This window comes from Aeromonas veronii bv. veronii (genome assembly GCF_000820225.1).
Lineage (GTDB): Bacteria > Pseudomonadota > Gammaproteobacteria > Enterobacterales > Aeromonadaceae > Aeromonas > Aeromonas veronii.
In genome coordinates this window covers 1-17,326 of record NZ_CDDK01000050.1, presented here as the reverse complement: position 1 = coordinate 17,326, position 17,326 = coordinate 1, and the positions used below count along the sequence as shown (strand labels likewise).

At 58.2% G+C, this 17,326-nt stretch carries 14 protein-coding genes and 2 tRNA genes; 9 read left to right on the top strand and 7 right to left on the bottom strand.

Annotation, left to right across the window (positions count from 1 at the left end):
- The coding region (locus BN1139_RS20570) for a type I secretion C-terminal target domain-containing protein (RefSeq protein WP_041980925.1) at positions 1-5,516 on the top strand (5,516 nt) is incomplete at its 5' end.
- A 70-nt stretch (positions 5,517-5,586) separates the two neighbouring features.
- On the opposite strand, the gene BN1139_RS20565 is transcribed toward BN1139_RS20570, so the two are convergent.
- Positions 5,587-6,081, bottom strand: a complete 495-nt coding sequence (locus BN1139_RS20565; protein WP_005335330.1) for a hypothetical protein — start codon at positions 6,079-6,081, stop codon at positions 5,587-5,589.
- Positions 6,082-6,266: 185 nt separating this feature from the next.
- On the opposite strand from BN1139_RS20565, the gene BN1139_RS20560 reads away from it, so the two are divergent.
- Positions 6,267-8,222 carry a sensor domain-containing protein gene (locus BN1139_RS20560; protein ID WP_005354268.1) on the top strand — a complete coding sequence of 652 codons (1,956 nt, stop codon included), beginning with the start codon at positions 6,267-6,269 and terminating at the stop codon, positions 8,220-8,222.
- 63 nt (positions 8,223-8,285) lie between these two features.
- Here the strand turns inward: BN1139_RS20560 and rraB are convergent, their stop codons facing one another.
- Entirely contained in the window at positions 8,286-8,621 is a 336-nt protein-coding gene (gene rraB / locus BN1139_RS20555; RefSeq protein ID WP_026034893.1) for a ribonuclease E inhibitor RraB, read from the bottom strand.
- A gap of 265 nt (positions 8,622-8,886) precedes the next feature.
- Here rraB and BN1139_RS20550 point away from each other — a divergent pair.
- The 5 genes from BN1139_RS20550 to BN1139_RS20535 all read left to right on the top strand — a co-directional run bounded on the left by BN1139_RS20550 (position 8,887) and on the right by BN1139_RS20535 (position 11,819).
- Positions 8,887-8,962: transfer RNA gene (locus tag BN1139_RS20550), tRNA-Phe, on the top strand.
- A gap of 4 nt (positions 8,963-8,966) precedes the next feature.
- Positions 8,967-9,042 (top strand) — tRNA-Asn (locus tag BN1139_RS20545).
- 83 nt (positions 9,043-9,125) lie between these two features.
- Entirely contained in the window at positions 9,126-9,338 is a 213-nt protein-coding gene (locus BN1139_RS21515) for a hypothetical protein (protein WP_155396138.1), read from the top strand.
- Positions 9,339-9,468: 130 nt separating this feature from the next.
- Positions 9,469-10,743, top strand: coding sequence for an alpha/beta fold hydrolase (locus tag BN1139_RS20540; protein ID WP_005354264.1), 1,275 nt, complete (start codon positions 9,469-9,471; stop codon positions 10,741-10,743).
- Positions 10,744-11,093: 350 nt separating this feature from the next.
- Positions 11,094-11,819, top strand: a complete 726-nt coding sequence (locus BN1139_RS20535) for a carbonic anhydrase (protein ID WP_005354260.1) — start codon at positions 11,094-11,096, stop codon at positions 11,817-11,819.
- An 86-nt stretch (positions 11,820-11,905) separates the two neighbouring features.
- On the opposite strand, the gene BN1139_RS20530 is transcribed toward BN1139_RS20535, so the two are convergent.
- Positions 11,906-12,814 carry a pseudouridine-5'-phosphate glycosidase gene (locus BN1139_RS20530; RefSeq protein WP_005354256.1) on the bottom strand — a complete coding sequence of 303 codons (909 nt, stop codon included), beginning with the start codon at positions 12,812-12,814 and terminating at the stop codon, positions 11,906-11,908.
- Complete coding sequence (locus BN1139_RS20525) at positions 12,808-13,899, bottom strand: PfkB family carbohydrate kinase (protein WP_005354253.1); 1,092 nt, start codon at positions 13,897-13,899, stop codon at positions 12,808-12,810. Before BN1139_RS20525 ends, BN1139_RS20530 begins: the two co-directional genes overlap by 7 nt.
- A 204-nt stretch (positions 13,900-14,103) precedes the next feature.
- Between BN1139_RS20525 and BN1139_RS20520 the strand changes: the two genes are divergently transcribed.
- A complete protein-coding gene (locus tag BN1139_RS20520) occupies positions 14,104-14,556 on the top strand; it encodes an RNA methyltransferase (protein WP_005335311.1) in 453 nt (150 codons plus the stop codon).
- A gap of 121 nt (positions 14,557-14,677) precedes the next feature.
- Here the strand turns inward: BN1139_RS20520 and BN1139_RS20515 are convergent, their stop codons facing one another.
- Positions 14,678-15,421 (bottom strand): substrate-binding periplasmic protein, encoded by a 744-nt coding sequence (locus BN1139_RS20515; protein ID WP_005354249.1) that lies wholly within the window; start codon positions 15,419-15,421, stop codon positions 14,678-14,680.
- A 188-nt stretch (positions 15,422-15,609) separates the two neighbouring features.
- Between BN1139_RS20515 and BN1139_RS20510 the strand changes: the two genes are divergently transcribed.
- Positions 15,610-16,041: a universal stress protein gene (locus tag BN1139_RS20510; RefSeq protein WP_005335309.1), complete on the top strand. Its 432-nt coding sequence runs from the start codon at positions 15,610-15,612 to the stop codon at positions 16,039-16,041.
- A gap of 77 nt (positions 16,042-16,118) precedes the next feature.
- Here the strand turns inward: BN1139_RS20510 and BN1139_RS20505 are convergent, their stop codons facing one another.
- Both BN1139_RS20505 and BN1139_RS20500 read right to left on the bottom strand, forming a co-directional pair.
- Positions 16,119-16,754, bottom strand: coding sequence for a murein L,D-transpeptidase catalytic domain family protein (locus tag BN1139_RS20505; protein ID WP_005354246.1), 636 nt, complete (start codon positions 16,752-16,754; stop codon positions 16,119-16,121).
- A 174-nt stretch (positions 16,755-16,928) separates the two neighbouring features.
- Positions 16,929-17,326: porin (locus BN1139_RS20500; protein ID WP_041980922.1), on the bottom strand; the 398-nt coding region annotated here is incomplete at its 5' end.

The window sequence follows — 17,326 nt, the reverse complement described above, 5'->3', positions numbered from 1 at the left end:
GTAACAAGGGGACCGGCGGCCAGGACACTGCGCCGGTCGATACCCAGGCCCCCAATGCCCCGACTGTGGTTATCGTGGACGATGCCAACAATGACCAGATGCTGACCAAGGCCGAGATTGGCAATGATCAGATCCAGGTTCGGGCAGAGGTCAATCATGCTGACTTGGCTGCGGGCGGCAAGGTGACGCTGACTATCAACAATGGCGGGGTGAACAGCATAGTCCAGTTGACGCTCAAAGCCGATGGCACCCTGCTGGCAAGCAATGGCAAGAGCTACGGCTATCAGAATGGCACCATCAGCTGGACGGAAACGACCCCGGCCAACGGCAAGTCGTTGACTGTGACGGCGACCCAGACCGACAAGGCGGGTAACGTCTCACTGCCAGGCAGCGACAACGCGCAGATCCTGAATGAAGCGCCGGAGACGGCGAACAAGCAGGCAAACGGCCAGGAAGATGCAGCAAGCATCGCCATTCCGACCCTCAGTGGCAGCGACATTGATGGCAACGTGGTGAGTTTCACCATCAAGAGCCTGCCTGCCAACGGCATCCTCTATCTGAACGGTGTGGCGGTGACGGTGGATCAGAGCATTGCGGTGGCAGACGCCGGCAACCTTACCTTCACTCCGAATGCGAACTGGAACGGCAACACCAGCTTCAACTATGCGGCGGTAGACAACGACGGCGCCGTGGATGCGAGTCCCGCAACCGTGACCATCAAGGTGGATGCGGTCAACGATCTGCCGACGCTGACCATCTCCAACGGGGTTGTCGTCTCTGAAGAGGGGTTGGCAAACGGCATTGCCGACACGGTCGGCAATCCGGATACCACCAATGCCATCAAGGCGTCCGGTACCCTCTCGGTAGGCGACATCGACAGCAGCACACTCAACATTTCCCTGAATGGACCGGCCGGGCTGACGTCCGGTGGGGCAAAGGTCCAGTGGTGCTGGGATGCGGGCAGCAAGACGCTGGTTGGCTACACAGGGGTGATTGGCGGCGCCGATTACAAGGCTGTGGTCGAGGTCAAGCTGACGGCACCCAATGCCAGTGGAAAGGGTGAGTGGACCTATGACGTGACCCTCAAAGGTCCCCTCGACCACGGGGATACGACCTCGGAAGACAAGTTGTCGTTCCAGCTGGATGTGGAGGTCTCCGATGGCAGCGGCGTCACCAAGGACAAGCTGGATGTCAGCGTTGAGGACGACTCCCCCATTGCCGACAACAGCGATGCCGTTTCCGTGGTGAAGACCGATATTCCGAACGTGCTGACCGGGCTCTTTGACCTGACCAAGTACAGTGGCAACCAGAGCACTCTGAACATGGCGGGCTTTACTATCAGCGCCTTGGGCTTCAAGTCGGCAACTGACTCCTCACTGGTAACGGCGGTGGTCAACGGTTCCAGCTCGGGGCTGGGGGTGGCCAGCGGAGCTGCGCCTTACCACAACCTCGCCAACGAGATTGACTTCCGTCACTTTGCCGACGGATCGTCCGCCTCCGAGCAGCTGATCGTCAGGCTGGATGCAGGCAAGGTTGCCTACGGCGCCAACATTAAGTTCAGCAAGATGTTTGGCGGCGAGCTGGAGAGCGGGGTCGTGGAGTTCTATCGCGGTGGTGTACTGATCAGTACCTTGGTATTCAACTCCAACGCATCGGGTGGGGAGTTCAACCAGAACTTCCAGGTGCAGCAGGGTGGCTTTGATACCATGGTGATCAAGGCGACCAACAACGGCAACACCAATACCTCCGACAACAGCGACTTCACCGTACAGAGCATCGAGTTCCTCGGTTCCAACACTGCGCAGGCAATCGCCTATGGTTCTGGCACCGTGACCCCGCAGTGGGGGGCGGATGGCAAGGGCTCCATCGGGCTGGTAATGGACCCGGCAACCTTCGAAAATGGTCTGCGAACGGCTTCCGGTTCTGCCATCGCCATCACCGCCAGCGGCGCCAATACCCTGGTCGGGAAGGATGCGGACGGCAACCTCATCTTCAAGCTGGAGTTTACGCCGGCCACCGGCAAGTGGGAGTTCTTCCAGTATCAGCGCATGTCCAAACCTCTGGGTGATGGCGACATCGACTTCCAGGTCCGGGTGGTGGATGGTGACGGCGACGCCAGCATTGGCTCCTTTGCAACCAAGCCTCTCTTCACGCCGCTGGTTCAGGGAGTCTCCAGCGAGAGTGTAACCGAAGGGGGCCATCTGCTGCACAAAGTCACCCTGTCAGATTCGACCCAGGAAACGACTGAATACGATTTCGCCATTCGTGGTTCGGGCAACAACCCCGCCTCCAAGCAGGATTGGGGCAATGCCCAGTTCAGCAATGGTGTGACCTATAACAGCACTACCGGCAAGATCACGGTACCAGCAGGCGTGTCGGACTTTACTGTGACCATCCCGACGGTGAACGATCGCTTGGTCGAAACGAACGAGACCCTCTCGGTGACCATCGGTGGGCAGAGCGGGACCGGCACCATAGTGGACAACGATCGGGCGCCGGTGACCACGGGTGGCTACAGTGCCGGCAAGGAGGACACGCCACTGGTGCTGAAGTGGGCCCAGTTTGGTGCCAGCGATGATCAGGCCGCTTCTGACCTGAGCGTGCAGATCAACACCCTGCCGCTGAGCGGCAAGCTGGAATACCTGAACGCTGCTGGCCAGTGGATTGCAGTGAAGGTGGGGGATCTTGTCTCCTACGCCGATATCGACAGCGGTCATCTGCGCTTTGTGCCTAGTCTCAATGAATCCAGCAGCAATGCCCTCAATGGTGGCGGTACGACGACGGGCAACCAGCAAGGAGACTACGCCACTCTGGGTTACCAGATCAGCGATGGTGCCAACCTGAGTAACTCAGGCAAGCTGGTGATCGATATCATGGCGGTCGCGGACAAGCCGGTGGTCGACATCAGCCTGACGGGCAACGGCATCCCGCTTTATACCCAGTACCCGTCGTCCGGCATCTCTACCGGGGCGTTCCAGAGCGGCAACTTCAACAAGGGCAACTTTGGCATCACCAATAGTCTGACCGACAGCACCACCAGTCAGGATCAAGTGGTGGGCGGCAACGGCAATGACTATATCGTCAGCGTGAAGGGCGGCGGCGATTACTTTGTCGGCGGTGCTGGCAATGACGTGTTGGTCGGTGGCAACTCCACCTCAGGTGACACCCTCGACGGCGCTACCGGCAACGATATCCTAGTGGCCGGATTGGGTGGCGACACCCTGTTTGGCGGCGCCGGTACCGACCTGGCCGTACTGATGGGCTCGCGTGCCAACTATGTCATCGAGCGCAGAAGTGACGGCGGTTTCAACTTCCTAGTGAAGGAGAACGGCATCACCATCAGCAAGTCACTCTACGACATCGAGTTGGTGCAGTTTGATGACGGCATTTACCAGTTCAACCAGACCGACGGCACCCTGACGGCGGTACAGCCGAGTGTGGTGGATTACCCGCTCGAGATCACTGCTTCCCTGACCGACCGTGATGGTAGCGAGCAGTTCGACAGCCTGGTACTGACCGGCATGCCGACGGGGTCGACCCTCTATCAGGGCTCCACCGTGCTAGGTACCGTGGGGGCCGATGGCACGCTGACGCTGACCGGTCTGTGGAACCAGAGCGCGTTGGACGTCAAACTGACCGGTCTGACCCTGCGGGTGCCGGGCAGCAGTGCCGGCCAGTTCGACCTCAAGGTAGAAGCCATTGCCAAGGAAGTGGCGACCGATCAGACCAGCAGTGCATCGGATCAGGATTCGATCCGCATGAGCTACTTCCTTTCCACCGAAGGGGAGCCGGGCGATCAGAACCGCACCTATGGCAACGAGCACAATATTGTGGTCGGGGATCTGGATGGCAGCGTGGTACTGCCGGGCCAGAACTACAACATCGCCTTTATGGTCGACAGCTCGGGCAGTATCGGCACCAGCGCCATGAACACCATCAAGAACCAGCTGGCACAGATCTTCGCCAGCCTCAAGGCGAGCGCAGGTAGCGAAGGGGCGGGTACAGTCAACATCATGCTGGTTGACTTTGATGCTCTGTCGAATGCCAGTATTAGTGTGAACCTGAAAGACAGCAATGCCTTGAATCAGCTGCAAGCTGTAATCGATTCCATGAGTAGCGGAGGGGGGACCAACTATGAAGATGTGTTCAAGACGGTTGCCAACTGGTTCAGTAGTTCTACGGCTCAAAGTAACAGTAATGCCAAGAATCTGACCTATTTCATTACCGATGGTCAGCCGACTTATTACCTCGGTAACGAAGGCTCCAACCCGAGGGTATTGAATTTCTCAGGTAGCAGCTATGACGTCTATCTCAACAGTCTGCTTGGTGGCACCTATATTCCGAGTCGGGTATATAGCTCCAATGGCTACACCATCATCGACAGCGCTGGCCGAGTGTATGCCGATGGTAGATACAGCAACCCGATCGGTTTTATGCGTCCGGATGGTAGGGGGGGATATACCTACTCAACACTGGATGGTGATGGCGGCACTACCTCCAGCTCAACTATCAATAACTCGGTAGCAGGTTTTGGGCTGCTTACTGGGATGGGGGTTACGGTAGAAGCGATCGGACTGGGGGCCAACATCTCCTACAACGATCTAAAGTCCTACGACTCTGACGGCGTCATCATGACCGGCGTCAACGCCAGCGATTTGGCCAACGCCATTCTGGGCACGTCGGTGAACAACCTGCCGGGCAGCGACCGGATCGATGGCGGTGCCGGTGACGACATTCTGTTCGGGGATGCCATCCATTTTGCCGGCATCAACGGTGAAGGCTACGCGGCCATCAAGCAGTATGTAGCCGGCAAGCTGAGCGCAGGCTCGGTGACCGATGCCCAGGTCCATGACTACATCACGGACCATGCCAGCGAGTTTGATCAGTCCTCCACCAATGACAAGGCGGATGTGCTGATTGGAGGGGAGGGCAACGATATCCTGTTTGGTCAAGGTGGCGATGACATCCTGTTCGGTGGTGCTGGCAATGATATTCTATTCGGTGGTGCCGGCAACGACACTCTGTACGGCGAGAGCGGCAACGATACCCTGTACGGTGGCAGCGGCAACGATACCCTGTACGGTGGTAGCGGTGACGACACCCTGAGCGGCGGTCTGAGCAATGACATCCTGGTCGGCGGGCTTGGTAATGACATTCTCAAGGGGGATGGTGGCGCCGATACCTTCACTTGGCTACAGGGCGATACCGTTGTGGACAGCGTTGCAAAGGACTACGTGGTTGACTTCTCCAAGACGGAAGGTGACAAGCTGGATCTGAGCGATCTGCTGGATCACGATGGTTCTCACAGTACGACCGATCTGAAGAGTATGCTCTCGGTGTTCCAAGATAATGAAGGGGTGCACCTGCAGGTCAAGGAGAGCAGTACTGCGCCGGTGACTCAGGAGATTGTGCTGATGAACCATACCTTCGACAGTCTGACGGGCGGTTCTGGCACCACGGCCAATCAGGTGATCGATTACATGTTGACCAACAACATGCTCGATATCGACAAGTAAGCCCAACTTGGGGCAATAAAAAAGCGGCAGAGCAATCTGCCGCTTTTTTTATCTTTGCAGGGAAGAGAAATCAGTTACCGAGGGTGGCGAACAGGCTCTGCTCCAGCGTGCCGCGGGAGACGCAGACCGGCTTGATGGACGGGGCCGGTACGCGCTCGCCTGAGGATTCAACGAAGAACAGCTCGGTGTTGCCCTTGACGTTGACGGTGGCCACGCTGCTGTTGCCGCTCTGGGTGATGATCAGGTTGATCTGCAGGTTCGGGTTGCCCAGTGCAACTTTGGAACCCATGGTGCCGCAGTCTAACCACTCCAGCCCGTCGGCTGACTGATTGACGTTGGCGGTCATCAGGCCGGAGCCACGCTGGCTGTTTTCGATGGTGAGGCCGTGATCGGTGAACCACTTCTCGGCGCGAGCCCACACCAGATCCACCGGGATCGCCATTTCCTGAGTGTTGTTGGTTGCCTTGGCAATTGGCGGGTTGTAGCGATACTCCTCACCGCCGTTATTGTCACCAGCACAACCAACCAGCAGCAGCGCCAATGCGCTCCCCATAATCTTTTTCATCTTGTTTCTCTCGTCCATATCACCAGGCCATTGGCCAACCGGCGCCTATTATCGCCGGAGCGACAATCTCTGTCAGCAACCATCCAGCGTTCGATGTTATGGGGAGGTGATCGGGATGCTTTACAAAATTGGTTTGCTATCATAGATTTGCTCGAAATTCCTCCATAAGCACCCCTGTGACCAACATGCTCACCCCGGATCTGCTGCAGCAGATCATCGACCAATTGCCAATGAGTATCTTCTGTCGAGATAGTCATGGGCGTTACCTGTTCGCCAATCGTGAGTTCGCCCGTGAAGCCAAGCTGGAGTCGCCTGCCGAGGTAGTCGGCAAGACAGATGCAGAGATGCCCTGGGGCGATATCTTTCGCAGTGAGGATGAGCAGCTGCTTGCCGGAGGCGTGCCGATGCTGTATCAGCAGCTTCATTGCAACCGGGGCGGGAATACCTGCTGGATGGAGGTGCACAAGGTGCCTCTTTACACCCCGCAGGGGGAAGCTTGCGCAGTGTTTGGCGTGGTTAACGAGATTGCCCAGCGCAAGAGCCTGGAACAGACGGTCAAAAAGCAGCAGTTGTTGCAGCGTTTTCTGCTCGATGCCATTCCTGACCTGATCCGTTTCGATGATCACAACGGGGTGCTGCTGGAGTGCAATCAGGCATTCCTCGACTTTATCGGCCAAGGGGCGGATGAGGTGCTGGGTCAGCAGCTACCGTTCCGGCTGGCGGCGCCGCAGGGAATGGGTCATGGCGAGTGTTGTCTGCTGGATGCCAGCGGGCAGGGGCGACACATGGAGATCACCCGGGTCGATGTGCCCGATGGTGATGGTCACTCTCTCGGGATCCTGACGCTGGGGCGTGACATCACCGGCCTGCGCACCACTCAGGCGCAGTTGCAGCAGGAGCAGCACTACGACAGTCTGACCGGACTGCTCAAACTCTCCCGGTTCTTGCAGACCAGCCGCCATCTTGGGGGACGCAGTGCCACATTGGTGCTGGTCGATCTGCACCATTTTCGTGAAATCAATGACCGCTTCGGGATCCGGATTGCCGACCGCTTGCTGAGCCAGGTGGCCAAGCGGTTGCAGCAGCTGGTACCGCCGCGTTCCCTGCTCTGTCGGGTCGCTGCCGATGACTTCAGCCTGCTGCTGCCGGACTTCAACGAGCCATTGCAGGGGTGGAGCCAGCATCTGCAGCAGCAGTTGATGGAGCACTATCAGGTGGAAGATCATCGCATCCAGATCCCGGTGTTTCTGGGGCTGGCCCAGGGGCGGGCAAGCGATGCCGAGCGGTTGCTCAGCCATGCCGAGGCTGCGCTGGCGCAGGGCAAACGGCAGCAGCAGTACTGCACCCTGTTTGATCCCGAGCTGCATGCCCGGCTCAAGCGGCGTCAGCTGATCGCCGCCCAGTTGCCACTCGCCATCAAGTCCGCCCAGCTGGTTGCTGTCTATCAGCCCATTATCTGTACCCGTACTCACAGACTGCATGGCGCCGAGCTGCTCTGTCGCTGGCCCCATCCCGAGCTTGGGATGATCTCCCCCGACGAATTCATTCCGTTGGCGGAAGAGATGGGGATCATCGGTCAGCTTGGCCAGCTGATGCTGGAGCAGGGGTGTGCCCAGCTGGCGCAGTGGCAAACTGCGCAGCCGGATATGGTGCTATCCATCAACCTCTCGCCGCTGCAGTTCCGTGATCCGGCGCTCTGTGAGCGGGTCTCTGCCTGCACCGCTCGCCATGGTCTCAAGGCCAGTCAACTGGAGCTGGAGATCACCGAAGGGGTACTGATGGAGAATGCAGACGAGATTGAGACCAACCTCGACAACCTGATCGCCGCCGGTTTTCAGCTGGCCATCGACGACTTTGGTACCGGTTACTGTTCACTGGCCTATCTGCCGCGTTTGCAGGTGGCGACCCTCAAGCTGGATCGCAGCTTCACTCAGGGGTTGGCCAGCAATAGCGCGACCACCGCTATCGTGCGTTCGGTCATCGGGTTGGGCCATGAGCTGGGGATCCGGATCACGGCCGAAGGGGTGGAAACGCCCGAGCAGCAGCTGTGGCTGACCGAGGCGGGGTGTGATCGGCTCCAGGGCTATCTGTTCAGTCGCCCCCTGCCGCCGGCGGAGTTTGCTGCCAGCTATCTGGCGTGAGAGACCGTCAGAAACAACAAGGCCACCGCAAGGTGGCCTTGTTGTTTTACGATGGAGGCAGGATTAATCCTGGAAGTAGGTGCCCCAGCCATCGTAATCCACCCCGTATTTTTCCAGGATGGGCAGCATCTTGGCGATATCGGCGACGATCGCTTCGACATTCAGCTTGCACTCGATGGTGGCATCGAAGCAGAAGATGGTGGCGCCGTCATCCAGCTCCATCTCTTCGGCATCGGTCACTTCAAAACCGGCCTTGAACAGGTCAACCGCTGCTTTTTCCAGACGGTCGAAATCCTGGCAGGCGAAGTGGTGCTCGATATCGTAATCCGCATCGGGATTGCTGCCATCGGCCAGCAGTTCGTTGACGATCTCGGTGGTCTCATCACGCCACTCTTGCATATTCAGACTCATGTTGCCTCCAGGCGGTATCATTGCGGCAAAGCATACTCGCAGAGTGGATTCGGCTCAATGCGGCGGACCCACTGAACCTCGAATTTCCATCATATTGGCGCAGCCTGCAGGGTGTTCAGAAGCCAGCAAGTACGGCAAACAGGACTGAAATGGATAATAAATGGTCGCTTCGTTCGGTTGTTGAGCGAACGCGCTTTTTATCGTGCCATCATGGTTGACACTCTGCGCTGGAAAGGGTTTAATGCGCGCCGTTGCCCAGATAGCTCAGTCGGTAGAGCAGGGGATTGAAAATCCCCGTGTCGGCGGTTCGATTCCGTCTCTGGGCACCATAATTCCTCCTTAGTTCAGTCGGTAGAACGGCGGACTGTTAATCCGTATGTCACTGGTTCAAGTCCAGTAGGAGGAGCCAAATTCGAAAAGCCCGCTCAATCGAGCGGGCTTTTTCATTTCTAGTTGCTGTTGCATGCTGCCAAAAAGAGCGTTGCGCCACAGGTGGCACTGAACAGCAGCATTCCGGTCTGCAACATGCTGCCAGGGCATGGCTTCTTCTCTCTTTTTCTGGCCCTGATCCACTTCGGTTTCATCACATTCCCTTATCCATTTTGTCGGCCTGAATGGCTGCACTCCTGTGCAGGCGAGCCATCTTTGTTGAATGGCGCCATGGCGTCAATCTCCCCTGCAAAACAATTAATTCAGCAGCGTTGAAGAGCGGCTTGTCGGGTGATGTTTCGACCTTTAAGCCATTGTTAACATTTTGGAAAACCGGAGTGACCCTGTGGCTGGGCGGGGATATGATGGGGTCAATGATGTTCCCATCCTGACGGAGAGATCCCAGATGAACAGCCCCTTGAGCTATGTACTGGACGGCATTCATTGCGAGCCGCACTTTTTTACCGTTCCCCTCGATCATGATGAGCCGGATGGTGACAGCATTACCCTGTTTGCCCGCACCCTCTGCCGTAAAGACAAGCTCGATGAGAAGTTGCCATGGTTGCTGTTTCTGCAAGGTGGGCCGGGATTCGGGGCGCCGCGTCCGACGGCCAACAGTGGTTGGCTCAAACGGGCGTTGCAGGAGTTCCGAGTGCTGCTGCTGGATCAGCGTGGCACCGGGATGTCGAGCTCCATCCACGGGCAGATTCTGGCCAAAATGACCCCGGCCGAGCAGGCGGAGTATCTCGGCCATTTTCGCGCCGACAGCATAGTGCAAGATGCCGAGTTCATCCGGCAGGAGCTTAGCCCCAAGCATCGCTGGAGCCTGCTGGGGCAAAGCTTTGGCGGTTTTTGCTGCCTGACCTATCTCTCGCTCTTCCCCGATAGCCTGCGGGAGGTCTATATCACCGGCGGTATCGCGCCGATCAGCCGCAGTGCCGAGGAGGTCTATCGCGCCACCTATCAGCGGGTGGCTGACAAGAACCGCGCCTTCTTCGCCCGCTTCCCCCACGCTCAGGGGATTGCCAACCGGCTGGCCAACCATCTGCACCAGCACGATGTGCGGCTGCCCAACGGCCAGCGCCTGACGGTGGAGCAGTTCCAGCAGCAAGGGCTGGATCTCGGCGCTACGGGTGCTTTCGAGGAGCTTTATTACCTGCTGGAAGAGGCCTTTATCGGTGACAAGCTGAGCCCGGCCTTTCTCTATCAGGTGCAGAGCATGCAGCCATTTAATACCAACCCGCTGTTTGCCATTCTGCACGAGGCTATCTACGCCGAAGGGGAGGCGACTCGCTGGGCGGCGGATCGGGTCAGAGGGGAGTTTCCTGCGGTGAACTGGGCGCCCGGCAAGGATTTCGCCTTCACCGGCGAGATGGTTTACCCCTGGATGTTCGAGCAGTTTCGCGAGTTGCTGCCCCTGAAAGAGGCGGCTCATCTGCTGGCCAACAAGGCGGACTGGGGGGCGCTCTATGACCCGGCACAATTGGCCCGCAACAAGGTGCCGGTAGCCTGCGCCGTCTATGCCGAGGATATGTATGTGGAGTTTGACTACAGCCGCGAGACCCTGCGTGGCCTGGGCAACAGTCGAGCTTGGATCACCAATGAGTATGAGCACAACGGTTTGCGCGCCGATGGTGAGGTGATTCTTGATCGTCTGATCGCGTTGAATCGCGACCGTTAATTGCCGTTATCGGCAACTATCGCGGGAGCCCGGACTCCCGCGATAGTTGTGATGGATAGTTGTTATGAAAGCGTGACTCCCTGAACCTTGCCCCGCGCCTGCCAGACGATGAGTGGATAGCTGGCTGATTAATTTCCCCCTCTTTCACTGTATCTGCCGATCCCTCACCATATACTTGCCAAACGACTCTGTATTGAGCCGCGGTCAAACCGATTGACCAACCCGTGCTCGTTACCATTAGAAAGTCGCTCCGATGCTCTGTATTCCGCGTATTTGATATGCCATCTCTGCATGCCCCGCTATCCGGGGGAGGGGATGGTCGTGCTTTTCAATCAAGATAAGGATGTATGATGAGAAAGTCTCTGTTGGCCTGCTCCCTGTTGCTGTGCCCTGTCGTGTTTGCTGCCACCCCCCATTGGGAATATAGCGGTGAGGCGGGGCCTGCCCACTGGGCCAAGCTGACCCCGGAGTTTGGTCAGTGTGCGGGCAGCAATCAGTCGCCGGTTGACCTGAGCGGATTGGTCGAGGCCAAACTGGCCCCGCTGGTACTCCACTATAAGGCGGGTGGCAACACAGTGGTCAACAACGGTCATACCGTGCAGGTCGGTTATGCCCCGGGCAGCACTTTGCAACTTGATGGCACCAGGTTTGAACTAAAGCAGTTTCACTTCCACGCCCCGAGTGAGAACCTCATCGAGGGCAAATCCTATCCGCTGGAAGGGCATCTGGTGCATGTCAGTGACAAGGGAGAGATCGCCGTGGTGGCGGTGATGTTCGAGGCTGGCAAGGCAAATCCGGCGTTGGCGGCTGCCTGGGGTGAACTACCGGCCAAGGTGGGCGAGACCCAGGCCCTCAAGGCGCCGCTCTCTGCTGAGCAACTGCTGCCCGAGAATCGTGACTACTATCGCTTCAGCGGTTCCCTTACTACGCCTCCCTGCTCGGAAGGGGTGCGCTGGCTGGTGATGAAGCAGCCGGTCGAGGTCAGTCAGGCCCAGATCGACGCATTCAAGGCGGTGATGCACCACCCCAACAACCGGCCGGTGCAGCCCCTCAATGGGCGCGTGGTACTGCAATAACACCGCGTTGCAATAGCGCTGCAGATAGCAAAAACAACAAGAGGGCCGCGAGGCCCTCTTTTACATGGCGAGGTATCGGCGAGCGATCAGAGGCTGGCGGCGATGCGGGCGCCGAGGGCCGCGTTGTTCAGTACCAGCTGGATGTTGGCCGCTAGCGAGTTGCCGCCAGTCAGCTCGCAGACACGTGCCAGCAGGAAGGGGGTTGACGCCTTGCCCTTGATCCCCTGCTCGTCCGCTTCATGGAGCGCTTGGGCAATGGCTGCGTCGATATCGGCTTTCGGCATGGCGTGTGCGGTCGGGATGGGGTTGGCCACCACGGCGCCGCCCGCCAGTCCCAGCTCCCACTTGAGGCGCAGCGCCTCGGCGATGGCCGCCGGACTCTCCAGTCGATAATCAACCTTGAAGCCGCTCTCGCGGGTGTAGAAGGCGGGCAACTCTTCGGTTTGATAGCCGATCACCGGCACGCCCTGGGTCTCCAGATACTCCAGGGTCAGCCCGATATCGAGGATCGACTTGGCACCGGCGCAGACTACAGCCACCGGCGTTTGTGCCAGCTCCTGCAGGTCGGCCGAGATATCGAAGGTCTCCTGCGCGCCGCGATGTACCCCGCCAATGCCACCGGTGGCAAAGACCCGGATCCCCGCCATGGCAGCGATGATCATGGTCGAGGCGACCGTGGTGGCCCCCATTCCCTTGCGCGCCAGTACGAATGGAATGTCGCGGCGGCTGCACTTGGTCACGCTGTGGCCTGCCCGGCCCAGCGCTTCCAGCGCACCGGCATCCAGACCCACTTTGAGGCGGCCGTCGAGAATGGCGATGGTGGCCGGGATGGCACCGTTATCGCGCACTACCTGCTCCACCTGACGGGCCGTCTCCACGTTCTGCGGATAGGGCATGCCATGGGAGATGATGGTGGATTCGAGGGCAACCACCGGTTTGCCGGCGGCCAGCGCGGCAGCAACTTCCGGTTGGATATCGAGGTAAGCGTTCAGCATGAGTACTCCTCCAGTATGCGGTCAACTGCGGTATTGCTCAGACCGGAAAAAACGGTATCGGAACAATTGACGGTGAGGGCGGCACAGCCCAGGGCAAAGCGGGTGGTTTGGGCAATGTCGAGCTGTTGCAGCCAGGCGTGGGCGAGGCCAGCCATAAAGGCATCCCCGCCGCCGGTGACGTTGAGCACCGGACTGCCCAGCACCGGCAGGTGACCCTGCTGCTCGCCATCGCTGTAGAAGATCCCCTGTTCACCCAGACTGAGGAACAGCCGCTTGACCCCGGCGCGGTGGAACCAGGCGGCCACCATGGGCCAGGTTTCGGGCCCGGCGATGGTCATACCGCATAGCTGTTCGGCTTCACTGCGATTGGGTTTGAGGGTGTGGATCTTGCCAAGCCAGGGGCGGATCTTCTCCACTTTGGCCACCGAAACGGTATCGACAAAGATGGCGTGCTCACCTTGCCGTTCAAACAACCAGTCGAGGGTATGGATAGCCAGATTGGTGTCGAGCACCCAAAGCCGGGCACCGCCGAGAAAGCCTGCGAGGGGGGTCAGGCGGGCAGGGGTGAGCTGCTCTATGATGGCCATGTCATTGATAGCGCAGCTCATTTCGCCGCTGCCATCATGCAGGCTGAGATAGCAGGAGGTGGTGTGACCATCGAGCACCAGAGTCTGGCGCACATCGACGCCGGCCCGCTGGCTCACTTCCAATAGATGGTGGCCATACTGGTCGTTGCCGACCGCTGTCAGCAGCCGGGTGTCGCTGCCGAGCCGCGCCAGATTCTCAGCGATATTACGGCCGACACCGCCCGCCGAGGTGCGCACCTTGCCCGGGTTGGAGTCGCCGAGCAGCAGGTTGTCGTGGCTGGTGCCGCAAATATCCATATTGGCACCGCCGATCACCACTACGTAGGGGCCTTCTCGCAGTACATAACCTCTGCCTTGCACATATCCCTGCCGGATCAGGCTGGAGATGTGGCTGGCCAGCGCAGAGCGGCTGATGCCAAGGCGATCAGCCAGCTCCTGCTGGGCAATCATGGGATCCTGACGCAGCAGGGCGAGGATCTCTTGTTCACGCTCAGTCATAGACAAACATCCATTTGCAAACGTTTGTCCATTATTGCTGGGAAACGTTTGCTGGCTATCGGCTTGTACAAGATTTGTCGGCTTGCGCACAAAAAATCGACACTCAAAGCTGGGTTGGCAAGCGGTTTAGCCGGGGAGGGGACTTTTAACGGGTCGGTGGCCCTGCAACGGCTTATAATGGCCGCCGCAAGATGAGGAGAGATGATGGAAAAGAGTGCATTCTGCTGCGTGGGGTTGGTCAATCCCAAGTCTCCGGAAAATGTCGGCTCCGTGATGCGGGCTGCGGGTTGTTACGGGGTGGATGAGGTCTACTACACCGGCAACCGCTTCGAGCTGGCGCGCCGCTTTGCCACTGATACCAAGCAGATGGTGGAGAAGATCCCGCTGCTCGGGGTGGATGATCTGATGGCGTTTATCCCGCAGGGATGCGTGCCCGTGGTGGTCGATCTGATCGACGGCGCTACACCGCTCCCCGACTATGTCCATCCGGAACGCGCTTTTTATATCTTCGGGCCGGAGGATGGTACGCTAGATCCCGCCCTCTATGGCGCGGTGAAAGATGTGGTTTATGTGCCGACCCAGGGCTGTATGAATCTGGCTGCCTCGGTTAATGTGATCCTCTATGACCGCTTGGCGAAGGGGTTCCGGCAACCCTGAGTTGTGGCGTGGCCACGGTCAATCAAACCGTAATGGAAACGGTGTTGCTCATAGACTGGTTGCTGGCGGTGGCCGCGGTTGACGGGGCTGCGGTATCCTTCTCTTTCCCCCTATGGTGGGATCAGTTTTCGCCGGCCTTGACCACCTGCTCCTCGAGAAAGTCGCGGTAGTAGTCATAGAGGTGATAACGGCGATATATCTCGGCCAGCGTGCCGCGACGGATCAGATTCACCATCTCTTGATCCCACAACTGCAGTAGCCGGTCGCCCTGCTCGGTATCGGCAAAAATGGGGTAAGTCGGGATCCAGCGCAAAATGGTGCGGTACATATTGGCCGGGGTCTCATCGGCTGCATGGAGCACGCCAGCGGTCAGGTAATAGCGATAGCGCCCCTTGCCAATCAGCTGCAGGGCCATCTCATGGTTGTCGATCTCATGCCATCGCATGGTGACCGGAAGATATTTATCCAGCACCCATCCTCGCCGCCAGAGGACGGTCTCTCCCTCCAGGCTGCGCTCTCCCCGCCATTGTGGCTGCCACTGCTTGAGCATGAAGACGGTCACATCATCTGCGGAGGCTGGCTGATGGGGCTGCTTGGTCCCCTTGATCTCGTCCCGATAGACACTCATGGCCATATCCCCCTCTTGCCTGGCTACCATGGCGACGGCGCGTTTGTAGGGCACGATATGGGGTACGATCTGATAGCCGTGGGGTTGGTAAATGGTTCGCACCAGATCGAGATAGATACCGCGGCCATCCGGTTGGCAGAAACCGGGCCAGCCATCGCAATAGACGTGAATATCGGCTGTGCGAGCGTGGGCGATCGCACACAGAGAGCAAAGCAGCAAACAACCGATGCGCAGCATGGTCAGCATTATCCTCGCAGGGGTGAGGAGAGCATTTATCACCTGATTTATACCATGCATTGAGCGCGGCGGGCGGAGAAAACATCCCGCATCTCCATTTTGCGACAGGGTCGAGGGTTATTTGCGGTCGGATCGTTATGATCGAGTAAAGATTCAATAGCACCCCAATCAGTAGAGGAGACTGCATTATGCCATCGATCAAGACTCTGCTCTGTCCAGTCGATTTTTCCCAAATGTCTCGCGCGGTACTCGACTATGCCGTTTTCATGGCACAGAGCCATCAGGCCCAACTCAAGCTGATCCACGTGGTTGATCAACTGCACGGTTTCGATAGTTACAAGATCCTTCATATGACGGCCATCGAGATCACTCACGAGATGGAGCGTCAGGCCAGAACCCAGCTCAAAGAGCTGGTTGCCACCCTGCCGATCCCGGCCACCTTTGATATTCGCTTTGGCCGCGCCGCCGATGAAATTGTCATTCAGGCCAAGGAGGATGAGGTTGAGCTGATCGTGATGGGCAGCCACGGTCGCTCCGGTATCAGCCATCTGCTGGTAGGCAGTGTCGCCGAGTCTGTGGTGCGTCATGCCCCCTGTCCGGTACTGGTGGTGCGCCAATAACGCGCCACGTTTAGAGTGAAAAGCGTAACAAACAAGGCCAGCGATTGCTGGCCTTGCGTTTTCTGGTGTTGTGCCCGCTAGCCGTGGGCGTAGATGACACTCCCTCCCTTGATGGTATCTATGATGGCCCTGGCCTGCTCTTTGGGCAGGGCGGGGCAACCCCAGCTGCGGCCCAGCTTGTCATATTTGCGCAGATGGGTCGGGCTGGCATAGGCGGCGCCATGTACTACGATGGCACGCTTGCGGGCATTGCTGTTCTTGCCGGGGCTGAGTCCGTCCAGCCGCAGGGAGTAGCCATGCTTGCCCAGATAGGTTTCTGCGGTGCGATAGACGCCGAGGGAACTTTGGCGGGAGTTGAGCTGGTTGGAAAAGTGTTTTGCTGCCAGTTCACCTGAGTTGCGGCCATGACTGACCCAAGTGTGATAGAGCAGCTTGTGGCGTTTCATATCGATGACAAACAGCCTGCGCTGGGTAGATGGCTTGCTGTAATCGATGATGGTGAGAATGGGTTTTCGTTTGTGGCGCACAGTTTGATAACTGTTGAGTGCCTGACGAAAGGTCTGTTTATCCAGCTTGCCGGCCAGACCCAGTTGACGATAGAGGCTCTGATCCCAGCTGGCATCTGCCGTACTGCTCCAGATGAGCGATATCAACAGCAGTGGCAACAGCAGCCATCCGCGTTGCCAGTCTATGTTCCCGCGCGCTTGTCTCATCCGTGAATATCTCCTTGTCACTCCCTGTCAACGGCGCGGATATTGCCATCAATCCGCTCGATAGTTATATGCAAGGTGCTGAAAAGGCGCAATAAAAAAACCGGCCGCAGAGCGGCCGGAAGTAATTCAAACAGTAGACATTGGTATCACAGGGTATAACTGACTTCCAATTACTTAGAAGTTGTACTGCAGGGCAACCGCGACTACGTCGTCGGTGTTCTTGCCCAGAGAGTTGGTGGACTTGCCATCTACGGAGTCCAGCAGGTTCAGCTTGTAATCAACGTAGGCGTTGAAGTTCTCGGTGAAGTTGTACCAGGCACCGATAGATACGTACTCGGTGTAGGTATCATCGATACCGCGAGCGGAGTCTTTCACGTCAGTGCGCAGGTAGGCCAGAGAAGGCTTGAACTTGCCGATGGTGTACTGGGCAACGGCTTCGTAGCCATCCATCTTCTCGGCGTAGCCGTTGTTGACGAACAGGTGGTCTTCACCGTGGGAGTAGGTTGCAGCCAGGTAGAGGTCGCCAGTTGCATATTTGGCGCCGAAGCCCATCAGCTTGGCATCCTTGTCGC